Here is a 16,262-nt window from a genome sequence, read left to right on the forward strand (position 1 = left end):
GGCTACGGCCATCACACCGCCAAATCACTGACCTCGATGATCTACCTCATGCTCGGCGGAATCAGCCCGAAACTCCCCACAACAAGGTGAGGAGTCGCCGCGATCTTCCATGTCGACGGCGGCATCGACTCGAACAACTCGCCGCTCCCGATCCCCGACTACTGAGCAGGAACGGACACATCAGGATGCGCAGAGTGGTTCAGTTCTCCACCGGTAACGTCGGGCGGCACTCGTTGCAGGCGATCATCGGCAGACCCGATATGGAGCTGGTCGGCGTGCACGCCGCCAACCCCGAGAAGATCGGGCGGGACGCCGCGGAACTGTGCGGTCTGAGCGAACCGACCGGGGTCGTCGCCACGGACGACCTCGACGCGTTGATCGCGCTGAAACCCGATTGCGTGGTCTACACCGCGCTGGGAGAGACGCGGCCGATGGAGGCCATCGAGCAGATGTCGAAGCTGCTCGCCGCGGGTGTCAACGTGGTCGGCACGTCGATGGTGTGGCTGGTGACGCCGAAACAGGCCGACGACTGGCTGCGGACGCCGTTGGAACAGGCGTGCGAGCAGGGCAACGCCTCGCTGTACGTCAACGGCATCGACCCCGGTTACTCGGGGGACACGGCGGTGCACTCCGCGCTGAGTCTGGTCACCCGCGCGCGATCGGTCACCGTCCAGGAGATCTTCGACTACGGCAACTACGACGACTTCGAATACACCGGAACGGCGATGGGCTTCGGTAGCAGCCCGTCCGACGAGCTTCCGATGGCGTTCCAGCCGGGGGTCATCGCGTCACTGTTCGGCGGCTTGGTGCGCAACCTCGCCGCCCACCTCGACGTGGAACTCGACGAAGTGCGTGAGCGGTGCGACCCCTGGTACACACCCGAGCGCATCGAATGCAAGATGACGACGGTCGAACCCGGGCACATGGCCGCCGTGCGGTTCGCAGCCGTTGGGATACGCGACGGCGAACCCGTCATCACCGTCGAACACATCAACAGGCTGACCTCCGCGGCCGGCCCGCAGTGGGAGTTCCCGCCCGAAGGGCACCTCGGCGTGCACAAGGTGATCGTGGAAGGCGAGCCACGGGTGGAGGTGAGCACCCACCTGTCCCATCCCGTTCTCGACGTCACCGACGCCGGGTGTCTCTCCACTGCCGCGCGGGCGGTCAACGCCATCGACTGGGTGTGCCGGGCGCCCGCGGGCCTGGTCGCGGTCGAGGACATCCCGCCCACGGAGATGATCCGCGGGTTGATGTGGTGAGCGGACCGAGACGCGGGCTGCCGCGTTCGTCAGTCGCGGGGTGATGCAATCACCGCGTCGGCGATCGGCGTGTCGCCGGAGATCACCTCGAAGGTCGTTCCGGCGGTGTCCGGGGTGTCGAGAACCTCGAGAAGCACCGCGGCGACGTCTTCGCGGGGAATGCTGTCGCGCCCGGTCGACGATGCGATCCTCACCCGCCCGGTACCCGGATCGTCGGTGAGCAGACCGGGGCGCACGATCGTCGCGTCGAGCGTCTCCCGCCTCCGGACGGCGTCGTCCGCGGCTCCTTTCGCCCGCAGGTACGTGACGAAGACGGGATCCCCGGCGTCGTCGGGCGCCTCCGCGTCGGCCCCCATCGCCGAGATCATCACGTAGCGACGCACCCCTGCTGTCTCCGCGGCATCGGCCAACAGGATCGCGGCGTCCCGGTCGACGGTCTCCTTGCGCGCCGCCCCGCTGCCAGGTCCCGCGCCCGCGGCGAAGACCACCGCGTCGGCGCCGCGAAGATGGGTCGCGACCTCGTCTGCGGACGCTGCCTCGAGGTCCACCACGATGGCATCGGCACCGGCGTCTTCGAGGTCGGCGGTGTGGGCCGGGTTGCGGACGAACCCCCCCACCGAGTCACCGCGCTGCGACAGCAGCCGTTCCAGGAACAGCGCGACCTTCCCGTGCCCACCCGCGATCACCACACGCATGCTCTACCTCCTAAGCGGCGAACACCTGGGAGTCGTCGGCGAACGCCTTGAACTCCAGTGCATTCCCCGCCGGATCGAGAAGAAACATCGTCCACTGCTCACCCGTCTCACCTGCGAAGCGGACATACGGTTCGATGACGAACTCGACGCCGGCGGCGTGCAGTCGCTCGCTCAGCTTGTGGAACTCCGGGATCGTCAGGATCAGGCCGAAGTGGGGGACCGGCACGTCGTGCCCATCGACGGGATTGTGGAGCGCAGCCATCCGGTCGGGCGCCAGATGGGTGACCACCTGGTGCCCCTGAAGGTTCCAGTCGACCCACTGCTCGTCGCTGCGACCCTGCTGCAGGCCGAGGACGTCCCCATAGAACTTGCGAGCCGCCGTCAGATCGTCGACCGGGATGGCCAGATGGAACCGGGGGATCGGGGAGTCGAGCGTGGTCATCCCCCAATGCTAGGAGCCCGGGCCGGCGGCCGAACAGGTTCGACATGAGTAACGTCGGAGTCGATGACTGTCCGAGACCCGCATGCAGAAGATTCCGGCACCATGACGGACGCCCCTGCGGACGTGGTGGAATCCGTCGAACCGTCGCGGCGGTCGCGGCGGCGGTGGCGCCGCACGGCGGTCGTCTTCGGGATCTTGGCGCTGCTGTTCGGCGTGCCGTGGTGGACGCTGCTGGCGACGCCGGCCGACTGGCCGCCCGCCGTCTTCGTGACCGGAACGCTGTTCTTCGCCGCCGCGTTCGTCGCCACGCCGGTTTTGATGAGCCTGGGTCATGGCCGCAGGCATCTCGACTGGGCCGCTGTCACCGCGGTCACTCTGCTGGGTACCGCCTGGGTGTTGTTCGTCTGGTCGATGCTGGGCCAGGTGATGCGACTGGTACTGCAGCTCGTGGGCGTCGAGGATCAGGCGCGGTCGCGGATCGTCTCGCTTGCGGTCGTCACCGTCGCGGTGGCCCTCCTCGGGTGGGGATTCGTCGAAGCGATGCGCGTACCGCGGGTTAAGAAGGTCGATGTCGCAGGCACCCGGTTCGGTCGCGGTCTGGATGGCTTGCGCGTCGCGGTGATCACCGATACCCATTACGGGCCGATCGATCGTGCGCGGTGGTCGGCCGCCGTGGCGGCGCGGGTCAACGAACTGCGCGCCGACATCGTGTGCCACGTCGGCGACATCGCCGACGGGACGGTCGAGATACGCGAAAACCAAGCGGGCGCACTTGCTTCGGTGGAGGCCACATCGGCTCTCGTGTACGTCACCGGCAACCACGAATACTTCAGTGAGGCCCAGGAATGGCTGGACTACATGGAGAGCATCGGGTGGGAGGCCCTGCACAATCGACACATCGTCGTCGAACGCGGCGGTGACCGGCTGATCGTCGCCGGGGTGGACGACGCGACCGCGAAGGCGTCGTTCGTCGACGGACACGGCGAGGACCTGGACGCCGCCCTCGCCGACGCCGACCGCAACCTACCGATCCTCCTGCTGGCGCATCAACCCAAACAGGTCGTGCACGCCGCGCGCGCGGGCGTCGATCTGCAGGTGTCGGGCCACACTCACGGGGGCCAGATCTGGCCGTTCAATTTCTTGGTGCGGCTCGAGCAGCCGGTGGTGCACGGTCTGAGTCGACACGGTGAGCGGACGCAGCTGTACACGAGCCGCGGAACCGGGTTCTGGGGCCCGCCCTTCCGTGTGTTCGCGCCGAGCGAGATCACCCTGCTGACCCTTCGCTGCGCGTGAAGGCCGCACTCTCAGGCCAATCGGGCGCGTAGCTCCCGCTTGAGCACCTTGCCGTAACTGTTCTTGGGCAGCTCGTCGACGAACTCGTAGCGTTTCGGCCGCTTGAACCGCGCGATGCGCTCCAGCAGGTGGGTGTCCAGGTCGTCGGGGGAGACCCGGCCGACGATGAACGCGACCACCACCTCACCCCACTCGTCGTCGGGAGCGCCGACGACGCCGGCCTCCACGACGTCGGGGTGCTCCAGCAGGATCTCCTCGACCTCGCGCGGGTAGATGTTGCTGCCACCGCTGATCACCACGTCCTTGGACCGGTCGCGCAGCGTGAGGAACCCTTGAGCGTCAAACGATCCCATGTCGCCGGTGCGCAACCAGCCGTCCCGCAGCGTCGCCGCGGTGGCGTCGGGGTTGTGCCAGTAACCGGACATCACGACGTCGCCGCGGCAGACGATCTCGCCGATCTCGTCGACCCCCGCAGGCGCGCCGTCCGGACCGAGCACCGCGACGTCGACGCCGGAGCGCGCGTACCCGACCGAGCCGAGCACCGCGTCGGAGGCCCATCCGTCATCGGCGACGTGGTCGCGCTGCCGCAGACCCGTGATCGTCATCGGTGCCTCGCCCTGCCCGTAGAGCTGGACGAAGATCGGACCGAACGCCGCCATCGCCTTCTTCAGGCTGTCGACGTACATCGGACCGCCGCCGTAGACGATCGTCTGCAGGTTGCGCGGCCGCTCCCGCCCCGTCTGGACCAGTCGCGCCACCATGGTGGGCGCCAAGAACGCGCTGCAGCCCGGATGGTGCTCGCACAGGTCGAGGAACTCCAGGGGCTCGAACGCGCCCGATGCGGGCACCACCTGCCGGGCGCCGCGTGCCACGTAGGGCGGCACGTACAGGCCCGACCCGTGTGACATCGGCGCGCCGTGGATGAGGCTGCAGTTCTCGTCGGCGGAATCGAAGTCGGCGAGGTGCGACACCGTCATCGCCATCAGATTGCGGTGCGACAGCATCGCGCCCTTGGAGCGCCCCGTCGTGCCGCTGGTGTAGAACAGCCACGCCAGGCTCGCCGGATCGGTGAACCGGGGCGGGTCCGAAACCTCTGCACCACAGCGGCTTTCGTACTCCCCGCCGCCGATGGTCTCGATGGGCACCGCGGTCTCCGCGGCCAGCTGGGCGCCGAGCTTGGGGGACGCGAAGATCCGGGCGGCGCCCGAGTCGGCGACGATCTGCTCCATCTCGCGGGGGCGCAGCTTGTAGTTGATCGGCACGAAGACGCACTCGGCCGCCCAGATCGCGAACATCAACTCGACGATCTGCGGGCAGTTCTCGCTGGCCACCGCGACACGCGCGCCGGGCCCGAACTCACCGAACGTCGTCGCCAGCCGCAACGCCCGCTCCCGCAGCTGCGACCATGTATGCACCTGGCGCTCACCGTGATACACCGCACCGCGGTCGCCGTGGCGGGCCGCGGTCTGGTCGAGAAGGGCGAACAGGTTCACGACGAACCCCCACCCGGAATCCACTTGGCGTTCAGCGCGAACTCGGACAGGTACTTCGTCGAACTCCAGCCGCCGTCGACGACGATGGTCTGCCCGTTGATGAAGCTCCCGCCCTCGGAGCACAGGAATGCCACCGTGGCGGCGATGTCTTCGACCTTTCCGAGCCGTTGATGCGGCGTCATCTCGGTGTTGATCTTGCGGAAGCGCTCGTCTTCCAGACGGGTGGCGACCATCGGCGTAAGGGTGACGCCGGGAGCGACGGCGTTGCAGCGGATTCCCTGTGCGCCGTACTGGCAGGCGATGTGGGTGGTCAGCGACGTCAGGCCACCCTTGGCTGCTGAGTACGCACCGCCCCGCAGGCCGCCGACGACGGCGAACGTGGAGGTCACGTTGATGATCGCCGACCCCGGCTGCATGTGGACGATGACGTCACGCGCCAGCCGGAACGGTGCGCGCAGCATGAGACCGAGGAAATAGTCCAGTGATTCGTCGTCGGTCTCGTGCAGCGGCTTGGGGCTGCCCACACCGGCGTTGTTGATCAGGAAGTCGATGCGTCCCCACCGATCGAGGGCCGCGGCGACGATGCGTTGTGGCGCGTCGTCCGCGGTGAGGTCCACGGCCACCGTGGCGATCCGGTCGGGCTCGCCGACGGCCCGCTCCAACTCGGCGAGCCGGTCGGGGTCGCGGCCGGTGCCCAGCACCGCCATGCCCTGCTCGGCAAGCATAGTCGCGCAGCCGAACCCGATGCCGCTGCTGGCTCCCGTGACAATCGCTACCTGCATGTCACAACCCGTCTCTCTGTGTTCCGGTCAGCTCAGCCTTGATCTTGTGCTTGAGGACTTTGCCAGCATCGTTCTTCGGCAGCGCCTCGAACAGCACCACGTTCTCGGGAGCCTTGAACTTCGCGACGCCCCTGTCCGCCAGGAACTCCCGTAGTTCCGTGACGTCGGGCGCTGGTGGGGCGGTGGGAACGATGGCCGCGCAGGCCCGCTCACCGGTGCGGATGTCGGGGATGCCGACGATCGCGATCTCGGCGATCCGCGGATGGGTGACGAGAATGTCCTCGACCTCTTTGGGGGAGATGTTCTCGCCGTTGCGGATGATGATGTCCTTGGCGCGGCCCGTCACCACCAGGTAGCCGTCCTCCGTGAGGCGGCCGAGGTCACCGGTGCTGAAATAGCCTGCTTCATCGAAGGATTCACGGTTGTCCTCCGGATGCAGGTAGCCGGTGAGCATCTGGGGTCCGCGGGTCCGGATCTCTCCGTCGACCAGCCTGATGTCGGCAATGCCGGGACGGCCGTCGGTATCGGCGGCGCGGTCGACGTCACAGAGGGAGCCGACGGTGGTCACCGGGACCTCGGTGGACCCGTACACCCGGGTCACGAGGGCGCGCTCGAAGTAGTCTGCGGCGCGGCGGATCAGTGACGGCGGGACCGAGGCGCCGCCACAGATGAAGACCTTGAGATCGGGAAGGCGGGTGCCGGCCCGCTGCGCTGCGGCCAGCAGCCCGTCGAGAAACGGTGTCGCCCCGGCCATGTGGCTGCAACGGTGCGCCAGCATGAGGGCCACGGCGGCGTCGGGATCCCAGCGTTGCATCAGAACGGCCTCGGCGCCCAGCAGCAGCGGGCATTCGAACGCGTAGATCGATCCGCCGATGTGCGCGATGGGGGACGGCACGAGAAATGTGTCGCCGGGCTCGATCTTCCAGTGCTCACCCAGCTGAGTGATCAGCGCGTTCAGTGAGTCATGGCTGTGCAGAACGCCCTTCGGTCGGCCGGTGGTGCCGGACGTGTAGAGGATCATGCGGGTGGCTTCGGGATCCAGGGGCGGCAGCGTCCCGCTGGTCGACTCGCGGAACAGATCCGCGAACGCGGTGTGTTCTCCCGCGTCGCCGCGCACCACCACGACCTGCGGAGGTGACGGCAGCCCGGCGACCACCCGGTCCAGCATCGCGGCGTAGCCGTGGCCGGCGAAGGTGTGCGGGATGAAGATCATCCGGCTGTCGGCGTCGGACAGGATGAATGCCAGCTCGTGGTCACGTAGCGACGGCAGGATCGGGTTGACGGCCATGCCGGCCAGCGTTGCCCCCAGGTAGATGACCGCGGCCTCGCGCCAGTTCGGCACCATGAACGACACCACGCTGCCGACGGCCATCCGCTCGAGCAGCGCGTGCGCCAGTGTGGTCGCCTGATCGAGCAATTCCGCACAGGTCAAGCTGTTTTCGTCGTCCCGGACGAGGATTCGGTCGGGGGTCGCGTGCGCCGCGTCGCGCAGTGCGTCGGCCAGCGTGGCGCACCCGGATTTCATCGGGCGTCCCGGCTCCGGTCTCATTGTGCGTCCCGCACGCGGCTTCACTGTGCGTCCCGGCTCAGGTTTCATCGTGCGTCCCGCACGCGGCGCATCGTCATCGCGTGCCTGAACCTCGACGCCGGATGCGTGTTGACCGTCACCTGGGCGATCTCGCCGTCGGAGGTGGTGTAGCTGCGCTGCATCTGCAGCGCGGCGGTGCCCGCCTCGACCTGCAGGTGCTCGGCGAGCTCGGCGTCGAGGAGCACCGCGGAGATCTCCTGGTGGACCTCGACGACACTGACGCCGAACAGGTCTTCGATGAGCGGGAAGATCGGTCCGGTGTGGCGGTGCAGCAGCCTGCCGACCGCGGCGAAGCTGCGATTGATGTAGTACTCGGTCAGGCAGATCGGCGCCGAGTCGTCATCGGCGCGCCGGTATCCGCTCACCGCAAGCCATTCGGTGCCCGCCGCCAGGCCGGTGCGCTCCGCGAGCGCGCGGTCGACGGTGATCATGGCGTTCGTGTCGATGGCGAAGCGGGCGCCCTGGGCGAAGGCGAGCAGGTCGTCGATCGACATGACGTCCTGCTCGTAGGAGTTGGTGTTGGGGCGGGGAACCACCAGGGTGCCCGCCCGCGGCCGGGACGAGACGAGGTGGTCGTCACGCAGCCGGCGCAACGCCTCGCGAATGGTGTAGCGGCTCACCGAGAACCGCTCGCACAGCTCGTGTTCGGTGGGCAGCTGCGAGCCCACCGGGTAGACGCCGTCGACGATCTCCTTGCGGAGCGCGCGTGCCACCTGCAGGTAGCGGTGGTCGCCGGTCGTGGTCGTCATGTCCGGCGCATCGCCAGCACGCTGCCGTCGCCGTCAGCCGAGATGTACAGGGTGCCATCGGGTCCGCTGGTCACCCCGGCGAACGGCCCCTGCGGTCCGGAGAACGGCGGCATGCCCTTGAGGGGTTTGGGCTCGACACCGGGCGGGGGACCCACGGGCAGGTCCCTGGCGACGGTGCTCCGCGCGTTCGTGCTCAGGTCGACCTCGACGAGTTCCTTTGCGCCGGCGTCCACGATGTAGAGCGTGCCGTCGCGCACGTGGATGCCCTGCGGCCGCTGCAGGCCGTTCACCACCGTGTCCGCCCCGCCGCCGGCCAACCGCACCACCCTGCCCGCCCCTGACTCGGCGACCAGTGGGGCGCCGTCGGGATCGAAGGCCACGCCGACAGGATCACGCAAGCCGGACGCCAGCGTCTCGACGGTGTCGCCGCGCAGACCCAGGACCCGCCCGGTACCGAGTTCGGCGAACACGATCGCGCCGTCGCGGTCGACGGCGACGCCGTAGAGCTGATCGAAGTCGGTTGCCAGATAGTCGGTCTCACCCGCCGCCGGCCGGTACCGCGCGACCTGCCCGCCGGATGTGGTGACGACGAACTCGCCGGAGCCGACCGCCGCGAGGCCGCGCAGGAAGCCTGGGTAGCCCGGGGAGAACAGCATCCCGACGGTCTGCAGTGCGCCCTCGGGGGTGACGACATAGAAGTACGTGCCGTCGGCGACGTACAACTGCCCGTCGTCGGCGACCGTCAGGTCGAGCGGCCAGTTCAGACCGCCGGGCAATACCGTCTTCGTCTGCTGTCCGGGCAGGATCTCGGTGATCTCCCCGGTGAAGTTGGAGGCGAACAGCCGGTCACCCACGAACGTGAGGTTGTCCAGGCCCGGGTTCAGTTGGGCCAGTAGCGTTTTCTCACCGTTGCGCGGATCGATCCGCAGCACCTGTCCGCTGGCCACCTGCGTCGACACCAGGTATCCCTCGGAGTCGAACTTCACGGCGTCCGGAACCCCGAGGTCACCGGTGACGCGCTGCGGCTCGCCCCCCTCGGGATCGATTCGCCAGATCTCGTTGGCCGTCATCAGCGGGTAGTACAACAGCCCGTCGGGGCCCACCTCCATCGCGTTGGGCGAAGCGAGGTTGTCGACCAGGATCCGCGGCTCGCCGCCGTCGAGGGGCAGTTCCATCAGCCGGCCACCGTCTCGGCACTCCCCGACGAACAGGCGGCCCTGGTGCACGGTGATGCCGTTCGCGCACGGTAGGTCGCCGCGCAGCACCCGAGTGCGGCCCGCGGTGTCGCGCGCGCTGACCCGGCCGTCCATCACCTCGGTCGCGTAAAGCGTGCCGTCGGCGCCGAACGCGACGTCGTCCGGCGCGACGATGTCCCCGCCCTTGGCGCTGACGGTGTCCACAACTCCGGTCGCCAGGTCGAGCGCGCTGATCTGACTGCCCGTCACCTGCGCGACGTAGATGCGTCCGTCGGGGCCGGTGCGCAGACCGTTGGCGCCGAACAGCCGGCTCGGTGCAGTGACCCGCTGGAACTGCCATCCCGGAGCGGTGGTCGGGTCCTGCGCGACGTACCTGGCGTTCATGCGTTCGGACGTTAGCAAGCCGCGCTAGTCCAGACAATAGCGCGCAAGTCCGGCCTAAATCGGCCTTGACGTCCAGATAAGTCCTGCGGAATAGTGTTCTGCAATATGCAGAGCACCATTATTTGTCCGGACAATTGAGATGGCCGCGGGTTTGGAAATCAACCTCGCCGGCCGCGTCGTCGTCGTCTCCGGCGCAGGTGGTGGCGGTATCGGGACGACGGTGACGCGCCTGGCCGCCGAGGCGGGCGCCACGGTCGTGGCGGTGAGTCGCTCCACCGAGAACCTCGACCAGCACGTCGCGCCATTGGCGCAGCGCGGGCTGTCCGTGGTGCCCGTCGCCGCCGACGCGTCCACCGACGACGGCATCGCGACGGTCCTCGATCAGGTTCGGCGCACCGACGGGAAGCTCTACGGGCTGGTGAACGTCGCGGGCGGTGCGGCCCCCGCGACGTGGATGCCGTCCACGCGGGTGAGCCGGGACGACTGGCGCGCGCTGTTCACCGCGAACCTGGAGACGGCGTTTTTCATGAGCCAGGCTGTCGCCGCCGAGATCCGCGCCCAGGGAAACCCGGGCTCGATCGTGTCGGTCTCCTCGATCAGCGGGATGAACACCGCCCCGTTCCACATCGCCTACGGCACTGCGAAGGCTGCGGTGGTCGCGATGACGCGCACGATGGCGGTCGAGTTGGCGCTGGACGGCATCCGGGTGAACGCCGTCGCGCCGGGCGTCACCGAGACGGCGGCGTCGGCGACCTACGTCGACGAGGACCCCGAGCGTGACCGGACCGCGATCGCCATGGGCCGTCGCGGCACACCCGAGGAGCAGGCCGGGGCCATCCTGTTCCTGCTGTCCGACATGTCGAGTTACGTCACCGGCCAAACCCTGCTGGTCGACGGTGGCCTGAACCTGAAGTGGACCCATCTGGGCGCCGACAACACGTCGCTGTTCCTCAAAGACGAGTCCTTCCGAGCAGCCATTAGGAGGATCTGATGACCGATCTCGACGCGAACGTGGATGTCGCCGAGGAATTGTCGGAGTCGATGACCATTCCCGTCGACGCCTATATCTCGGAGGACTACGCCCGAGCCGAGAGGGACCGGCTGTGGCGCAAGGTGTGGCAGCAGGTCGGGCGGATCGAGGAGATCCCCGAGGTCGGCAGCTACCTGACCTACGACATCCTCGACGACTCGATCATCGTTGTACGAACGGGACCCAACGAGTTTGCGGCCCACCACAACGTGTGCATGCACCGCGGCCGAAAGCTGGTCGACACTCCCGACGGGGACAAGAACGCGGTCGGTCGCGCCCGCAAGTCCTTCGTGTGCGGATTCCACGGCTGGACATACGGTTTGGACGGTTCCTGCACCCACATCCGCGAACAGGATGACTGGAAGGGCGCGCTGACACCGCAGAACACCCACCTCGTCCCCGTCCGGGTCGACACCTGGGGCGGTTGGCTGTTCGTCAACATGGATCCCGACTGCGAGCCTCTGGCCGACTACCTGTTCCCGGCGGCGAAGATCCTCGACCCGTTCGGGCTGGAGAACATGCGCTACAAGTGGCGCAAGTGGCTGTACTTCGACTGCAACTGGAAAGTCGCGCTCGAGGCCTTCAACGAGACCTACCACGTGTTCACCACGCACCCGGAGTTCAACAGGTTCGGCGAGTTCAAGGGCTGGGCCAAGGCGCAGGGCAAGCACAGCAACATCGGCTACGACGCGCCGAAGGGGATGGACGAGACCAAGTCGAAGATCCGGCTGGGCACCGGCGACGACCCGCGGGTCTCCACCGCGGAGATGCAGATGTACACCTGGGAGCAGACCAACGCCACCACCACCGAGACTCTGGTGAACGCGGCCAAGCGCCTTGTCGACGAGTTGCCGGAGGGCACCCCGGCCGACAAGGTGCTGCAGCACTGGCTGGCCTCGGCCCGTCGTGACGACGAGGCGCGCGGCGTGATCTGGCCGACGATCCCGCCCGACATTCTTGGACAGAGCGGTACGGCGTGGCAGATCTTCCCGAACTTCCAGATCGGCCAGGGCCTGACGAGCGCGCTGTGCTACAGCGCACGGCCCGACCCGAGCTACAACCCCGACAAGTGCATCTTCGAGGTCGCGGTGTTCGAGCTGTACCCCAAAGGTCAAGAGCCGCAGACCGAATGGCAGTACACCCCGAAGGACAGCCCGAACTGGCTGTCGGTGCTGCCGCAGGATTTCTCGAACATGGCGGCGGTGCAGCAGGGCATGAAGTCTTCCGGTTTCCCCGGGACGAGGCCCAACCCGTACCGCGAGCGCAGCACAGTCAACCTGCACTACCAGCTGTCCAAGTACATGGGAACCGGCGAGCCCCGCGAGCTGTGATTTCGGTGTAGTCCGTCAACCTCAGCGTGACCAACTACACCGAAATCGCCAGAAAGAGGAGACATGGAGACCTGCGGGCCTACCGACACGCCCACCGATATCGACATTCCGGCACTGCGCGAGAAGTACGCGCAGGAGCGGGCCAAGCGGCTGCGGCCCGAAGGCGCCAAGCAGTATCTGGAGCTCAAGGACGATTTCGCCGATTTCTACGAGATCGATCCCTACACGACGGTGATGGAGCGTGACCCCGTCGTCGAGAACGCCGAGGTCGTCATCCTCGGCGGAGGATTCGCCGGGCTGCTGGCCGGGGCGTACCTGAAGAAGGCGGGCGTCGAGGGTGTCCGCGTGATCGAGATGGCCGGCGACTTCGGCGGCGTGTGGTACTGGAACCGGTTCCCTGGAATCCAGTGCGACAACGACGCGTACTGCTACATCCCGTTGCTCGAAGAGCTCGACTTCATGCCGTCGAAGAAGTTCGCCGACGGCGCGGAGATCTTCCAGCACTGCCGCAACATCGGTAAGCACTTCGGCCTGTACGACGGCGCACTGTTCTCCACCCAGGTGCGCGAACTACGCTGGGACGACTCGCTCGAGCGGTGGCGGATCAGCACGGACCGCGGTGACGACATCAAGGCCCGCTTCGTGGTCATGGCCCAGGGCTCGTACAACCGTCCGAAGCTGCCCGACATACCGGGCATCAAGGACTTCGCGGGACACGTCTTCCACTCTGCGCGCTGGGATTACGACTACACCGGTGGCGACGCCGACGGTGGCCTGGACAAGTTGGCGGACAAGCGTGTCGCACTGGTCGGCACCGGCGCGACGGGTGTGCAGCTGGTGCCGCACCTGGGCCGAGACGCTAAGCAGCTCTTCGTATTCCAGCGAACCCCGTCGTCGGTGGACGAGCGTGCGAACACCCCGACCGACCCGCAGTGGGCCGCCTCCCTGCAGCCGGGCTGGCAGGAGGAGCGCAAGCGCAACTTTCACAACTGGTCGCCGTTCGTCGCCGTGGTGTTCGGCGAGCCGGATCTGGTGTGCGACTTCTGGACCGAGCTGGGCCGTAACCTCACGGCGCGCATCGCGGGCAGCGAGGATCCCGCGGCGGTGACCGTCGAGCAGATCATGGCTTTCCGGGAAGAGGAGGACTACAAGATCATGGAGAGGCTGCGGCGGCGCGTCGCAGCCGTGGTCGACGATCCGGAGACCGCCGAGGCGCTCAAGCCGTACTACCGGTTCATGTGCAAGCGACCGTGTTCGAGCGAGGAGTACCTGACGGCCTTCAACCGGCCCAACGTGACGCTCGTCGACGTGTCCGCTACCAAGGGAGTGGAACGGTTGACGCAGAACGGGATCGTCGCCGACGGCGTCGAGTACGACGTCGACTGCGTCATCTTCGCGAGCGGGTTCGAGATCTCCACCGAGATCAGCCGACGGTATGCGATCGACACCATCGAGGGGCGAGACGGGCTCTCGCTCTTCGAATACTGGCAGGACAGCTACAAGACCCTCCACGGGATCACCAGCCGCGGATTTCCCAACCTCTTCTTCACCGGCTTCATCCAGGGCGGGGTTTCGGCCAACACCACCGCGATGTTCGAGCAGCAGGCCAAGCACATCGCCTACATCCTCGCCGAGGCGCAGAACCGCGGCGTCACCACCGTCGAGCCGAGTGAGGAGGGACAGAGCACCTGGGTCGCAACCATCAGGGAACTGGCGATCGACAACTCCGCGTTCGAACTCTCCTGCACACCCGGCTATTACAACAATGAAGGCCGTGGCGGCGCCGAAGGCAACGGCTCGTTCCTCGGCGACTTCTATTCGCCGGGCTTCTATGCATTCGACGACCTGCTCGCCGAATGGCGTGACAACGGTGATCTCGATGGCCTGACCCTGAAGAGTGGGAATGGGTGACCTGAGATACGACGGCCGGGTGGCCGTCGTGACCGGCGCCGGCAGAGGTCTGGGCCGCGCCTACGCCCTGCTGCTGGCATCGCAGGGAGCCAAGATCGTCGTCAACGACCCCGGCAGTGCACTCGACGGTGACGGCGCCGACTCGGGCCCCGCCCACGACGTGGTCCGCGAGATCGCCGACGCCGGTGGTGAAGCGGTGGCCAGCACCGACTCGGTGGCGACCCCCGCGGGTGGACAGGCGATCATCGACACCGCACTCGAGCGCTTCGGCGGCCTCGACATCCTCGTGCACAACGCCGGAATCGTGCGTCGGGCGTCCCTGGCGCAGATGACCTACGACGACTTCGACGCGGTGCTCGACGTGCACCTGCGCGGCGCGTTCCACGTGGTCCGACCCGCATTCCCCCGGATGTGCGAAGCAGGCTACGGACGCATCGTGCTGACGTCCTCGATCGGAGGTCTCTACGGCAACCACGAGGTCGCCAACTACGCCGTCGCCAAGGCGGGGGTGATCGGGCTGTCCAACGTCGCGGCGATGGAGGGTGCCGCGCACAACGTGGCCAGCAATGTGATCGTGCCCGCGGCGGTCACCCGGATGGCCGAAGGCATCGACACCTCGGCCTACCCTCCGATGGGTCCCGAACTGGTGGCCCCGGTCGTGGGGTATCTGGCGCACGAAACCTGTTCGGTCACAGGGGAGATGTTCGTCGCGCTCGCCGGCCGGGTGGCGGCCGCCGCCGTCGTCGAGTCGCCAGGTGTCTACCATCCAACATGGACCATCACCGACGTCGCCGAGCACATCTCGGCGATCCGCGACATGTCCGAACCCGTCAGGTTCCCGGTGGTACCCGACGGACACGGCGACCACATCAGGTACAGCTTCGCGATGGCGGCCGCTGCCCATGCCTGAGCAGTCGACGGGACCGCTGGCGGGGGTGCGCGTGGTCGACCTCACCGCGATGGTGATGGGCCCGTACTGCACACAGATCATGGCCGACATGGGCGCCGAGGTCATCAAGATCGAACCGCCGCAGGGTGATAACACCCGCTACATCTCGGTCGGGCCGGTGTCGGGGATGAGCGGGGTCTTCGTCAACGTCAACCGCGGCAAGCGCAGCGTGGTGCTGGACCTGCAGGAGGAATCGGGCAAGGCCGCGATGCGGGCGCTGATCGAACGCGCCGACGTCTTCATCCACTCGATGCGGTCCAAGGCAGTGACCAAGCTCGGGTTCAGCTATGCCGACGTCGCGGAGATCAACCCCTCGATCATCTACACGAACTGTTACGGATACGGCAGGCGGGGACCCGAGCGGGACCGCCCGGCCTACGACGACACCATCCAGGCCGAGTGCGGATTGCCCTATGTGCAAAAGCAACTCACCGGTGAGGCCGACTATGTCGGCACCATCATCGCCGACAAGGTGGCCGGGTTGACGGCGCTCTACGCGACGATGATGGCGCTGTTCCACCGGGAGCGGACCGGCGAGGGACAAGAAGTCGAGGTCGCCATGTTCGAGACGATGGCGTCCTTCATGCTGGTCGAACATGCCAACGGTGCCATGTTCGACCCCCCGCTCGGGCCCGCCGTCTATCCCCGCACGGTCGCGCCGAACCGGCGTCCCTACCGCACCAAGGACGGCCACATCGCGGTGCTGATCTACAACGACAAGCATTGGAACGCCTTCATCGCCGCGGTGCAGCCGCCGTGGGCGTCGGATCTGTACGCCACCCTCGAGATGCGCGCCCACCAGATCGACGCCGTGTACGGACTGGTGGCCGAGACCCTGGCGGAACGCACGACCGACGAATGGCTGGAATTGTTCGGTGAACTGGAGATCCCCGCGGCGCCGCTGAACACGCCCGACTCGTTGTTCGACAACCCTCATCTCAACGCCGTGGGCCTCTTCGAAACCGTGGACACACCGCACGGGAAGGTGCGGTTCCCCGGTGTGCCGACATGGTTCTCCCGCACCCCGGGCAAGGTGCGTGGTCCGGCGCCCGAACTGGGAGCCGACACCGCGACGGTGCTCGAGGAACTGGGGCTGGACCCAGCGGCCGCCGGAGGCACCCCGGTGCCGACACCCGATGCGGTCGGCTCAGGGTAGGGGC

The 16,262-nt window shown here is 67.3% G+C and carries 14 protein-coding genes; 7 read left to right on the top strand and 7 right to left on the bottom strand.

Annotated elements, in window-relative coordinates:
• The first annotated feature begins 185 nt into the window (after positions 1-185).
• Positions 186-1,259, top strand: a complete 1,074-nt coding sequence (locus H7I57_RS05630; RefSeq protein ID WP_264022376.1) for an NAD(P)H-dependent amine dehydrogenase family protein — start codon at positions 186-188, stop codon at positions 1,257-1,259.
• A gap of 29 nt (positions 1,260-1,288) precedes the next feature.
• On the opposite strand, the gene H7I57_RS05635 is transcribed toward H7I57_RS05630, so the two are convergent.
• Positions 1,289-1,954: an NAD(P)H-binding protein gene (locus tag H7I57_RS05635; RefSeq protein ID WP_264022377.1), complete on the bottom strand. Its 666-nt coding sequence runs from the start codon at positions 1,952-1,954 to the stop codon at positions 1,289-1,291.
• Between the two features lie 10 nt (positions 1,955-1,964).
• Positions 1,965-2,396: a VOC family protein gene (locus H7I57_RS05640; RefSeq protein WP_264022378.1), complete on the bottom strand. Its 432-nt coding sequence runs from the start codon at positions 2,394-2,396 to the stop codon at positions 1,965-1,967.
• A 102-nt stretch (positions 2,397-2,498) separates the two neighbouring features.
• Here H7I57_RS05640 and H7I57_RS05645 point away from each other — a divergent pair, with 102 nt between their 5' ends.
• Positions 2,499-3,689 (top strand): metallophosphoesterase, encoded by a 1,191-nt coding sequence (locus H7I57_RS05645; RefSeq protein ID WP_264022468.1) that lies wholly within the window; start codon positions 2,499-2,501, stop codon positions 3,687-3,689.
• An 11-nt stretch (positions 3,690-3,700) separates the two neighbouring features.
• Here H7I57_RS05645 and H7I57_RS05650 read toward each other — a convergent pair whose 3' ends face one another.
• The 5 genes from H7I57_RS05650 to H7I57_RS05670 all read right to left on the bottom strand — a co-directional run bounded on the left by H7I57_RS05650 (position 3,701) and on the right by H7I57_RS05670 (position 9,881).
• A complete protein-coding gene (locus H7I57_RS05650) occupies positions 3,701-5,182 on the bottom strand; it encodes an acyl-CoA synthetase (protein WP_264022469.1) in 1,482 nt (493 codons plus the stop codon).
• Positions 5,179-5,964, bottom strand: a complete 786-nt coding sequence (locus H7I57_RS05655) for an SDR family NAD(P)-dependent oxidoreductase (protein WP_264022379.1) — start codon at positions 5,962-5,964, stop codon at positions 5,179-5,181. Before H7I57_RS05655 ends, H7I57_RS05650 begins: the two co-directional genes overlap by 4 nt.
• Position 5,965: 1 nt before the next feature.
• Entirely contained in the window at positions 5,966-7,489 is a 1,524-nt protein-coding gene (locus tag H7I57_RS05660; protein ID WP_264022380.1) for an AMP-binding protein, read from the bottom strand.
• Between the two features lie 68 nt (positions 7,490-7,557).
• Positions 7,558-8,301: a GntR family transcriptional regulator gene (locus H7I57_RS05665; RefSeq protein ID WP_264022381.1), complete on the bottom strand. Its 744-nt coding sequence runs from the start codon at positions 8,299-8,301 to the stop codon at positions 7,558-7,560.
• Positions 8,298-9,881, bottom strand: a complete 1,584-nt coding sequence (locus H7I57_RS05670; protein WP_264022382.1) for an SMP-30/gluconolactonase/LRE family protein — start codon at positions 9,879-9,881, stop codon at positions 8,298-8,300. The genes H7I57_RS05665 and H7I57_RS05670 overlap by 4 nt, the downstream gene beginning before the upstream one ends.
• A gap of 139 nt (positions 9,882-10,020) precedes the next feature.
• Here H7I57_RS05670 and H7I57_RS05675 point away from each other — a divergent pair, with 139 nt between their 5' ends.
• The 5 genes from H7I57_RS05675 (at position 10,021) to H7I57_RS05695 (ending at position 16,258) form a co-directional block, all read left to right on the top strand.
• Entirely contained in the window at positions 10,021-10,872 is an 852-nt protein-coding gene (locus H7I57_RS05675; protein WP_264022383.1) for an SDR family NAD(P)-dependent oxidoreductase, read from the top strand.
• A complete protein-coding gene (locus H7I57_RS05680) occupies positions 10,872-12,242 on the top strand; it encodes an aromatic ring-hydroxylating oxygenase subunit alpha (protein ID WP_264022384.1) in 1,371 nt (456 codons plus the stop codon). Before H7I57_RS05675 ends, H7I57_RS05680 begins: the two co-directional genes overlap by 1 nt.
• A gap of 63 nt (positions 12,243-12,305) precedes the next feature.
• Positions 12,306-14,153: a flavin-containing monooxygenase gene (locus tag H7I57_RS05685; protein ID WP_264022385.1), complete on the top strand. Its 1,848-nt coding sequence runs from the start codon at positions 12,306-12,308 to the stop codon at positions 14,151-14,153.
• Complete coding sequence (locus tag H7I57_RS05690) at positions 14,146-15,063, top strand: SDR family NAD(P)-dependent oxidoreductase (protein ID WP_264022386.1); 918 nt, start codon at positions 14,146-14,148, stop codon at positions 15,061-15,063. Before H7I57_RS05685 ends, H7I57_RS05690 begins: the two co-directional genes overlap by 8 nt.
• A complete protein-coding gene (locus tag H7I57_RS05695; RefSeq protein WP_264022387.1) occupies positions 15,056-16,258 on the top strand; it encodes a CaiB/BaiF CoA transferase family protein in 1,203 nt (400 codons plus the stop codon). The genes H7I57_RS05690 and H7I57_RS05695 overlap by 8 nt, the downstream gene beginning before the upstream one ends.
• Positions 16,259-16,262 lie beyond the last annotated feature (4 nt).

It is taken from the genome of Mycolicibacterium pyrenivorans (genome assembly GCF_025821625.1).
In the GTDB taxonomy this organism is placed as follows: domain Bacteria; phylum Actinomycetota; class Actinomycetes; order Mycobacteriales; family Mycobacteriaceae; genus Mycobacterium; species Mycobacterium pyrenivorans.

Bases quoted from the DNA above. Each gene is read 5' to 3' on its own strand.
- H7I57_RS05630 (WP_264022376.1), top strand. From the start codon at position 186: ATGCGCAGAGTGGTTCAGTTCTCCACCGGTAACGTCGGGCGGCACTCG.
- H7I57_RS05635 (WP_264022377.1), bottom strand. From the start codon at position 1,954: ATGCGTGTGGTGATCGCGGGTGGGCACGGGAAGGTCGCGCTGTTCCTG.
- H7I57_RS05640 (WP_264022378.1), bottom strand. From the start codon at position 2,396: ATGACCACGCTCGACTCCCCGATCCCCCGGTTCCATCTGGCCATCCCG.
- H7I57_RS05645 (WP_264022468.1), top strand. From the start codon at position 2,499: ATGACGGACGCCCCTGCGGACGTGGTGGAATCCGTCGAACCGTCGCGG.
- H7I57_RS05655 (WP_264022379.1), bottom strand. From the start codon at position 5,964: ATGCAGGTAGCGATTGTCACGGGAGCCAGCAGCGGCATCGGGTTCGGC.
- H7I57_RS05660 (WP_264022380.1), bottom strand. From the start codon at position 7,489: ATGAAATCCGGGTGCGCCACGCTGGCCGACGCACTGCGCGACGCGGCG.
- H7I57_RS05665 (WP_264022381.1), bottom strand. From the start codon at position 8,301: ATGACGACCACGACCGGCGACCACCGCTACCTGCAGGTGGCACGCGCG.
- H7I57_RS05670 (WP_264022382.1), bottom strand. From the start codon at position 9,881: ATGAACGCCAGGTACGTCGCGCAGGACCCGACCACCGCTCCGGGATGG.
- H7I57_RS05675 (WP_264022383.1), top strand. From the start codon at position 10,021: ATGGCCGCGGGTTTGGAAATCAACCTCGCCGGCCGCGTCGTCGTCGTC.
- H7I57_RS05680 (WP_264022384.1), top strand. From the start codon at position 10,872: ATGACCGATCTCGACGCGAACGTGGATGTCGCCGAGGAATTGTCGGAG.
- H7I57_RS05685 (WP_264022385.1), top strand. From the start codon at position 12,306: ATGGAGACCTGCGGGCCTACCGACACGCCCACCGATATCGACATTCCG.
- H7I57_RS05690 (WP_264022386.1), top strand. From the start codon at position 14,146: ATGGGTGACCTGAGATACGACGGCCGGGTGGCCGTCGTGACCGGCGCC.
- H7I57_RS05695 (WP_264022387.1), top strand. From the start codon at position 15,056: ATGCCTGAGCAGTCGACGGGACCGCTGGCGGGGGTGCGCGTGGTCGAC.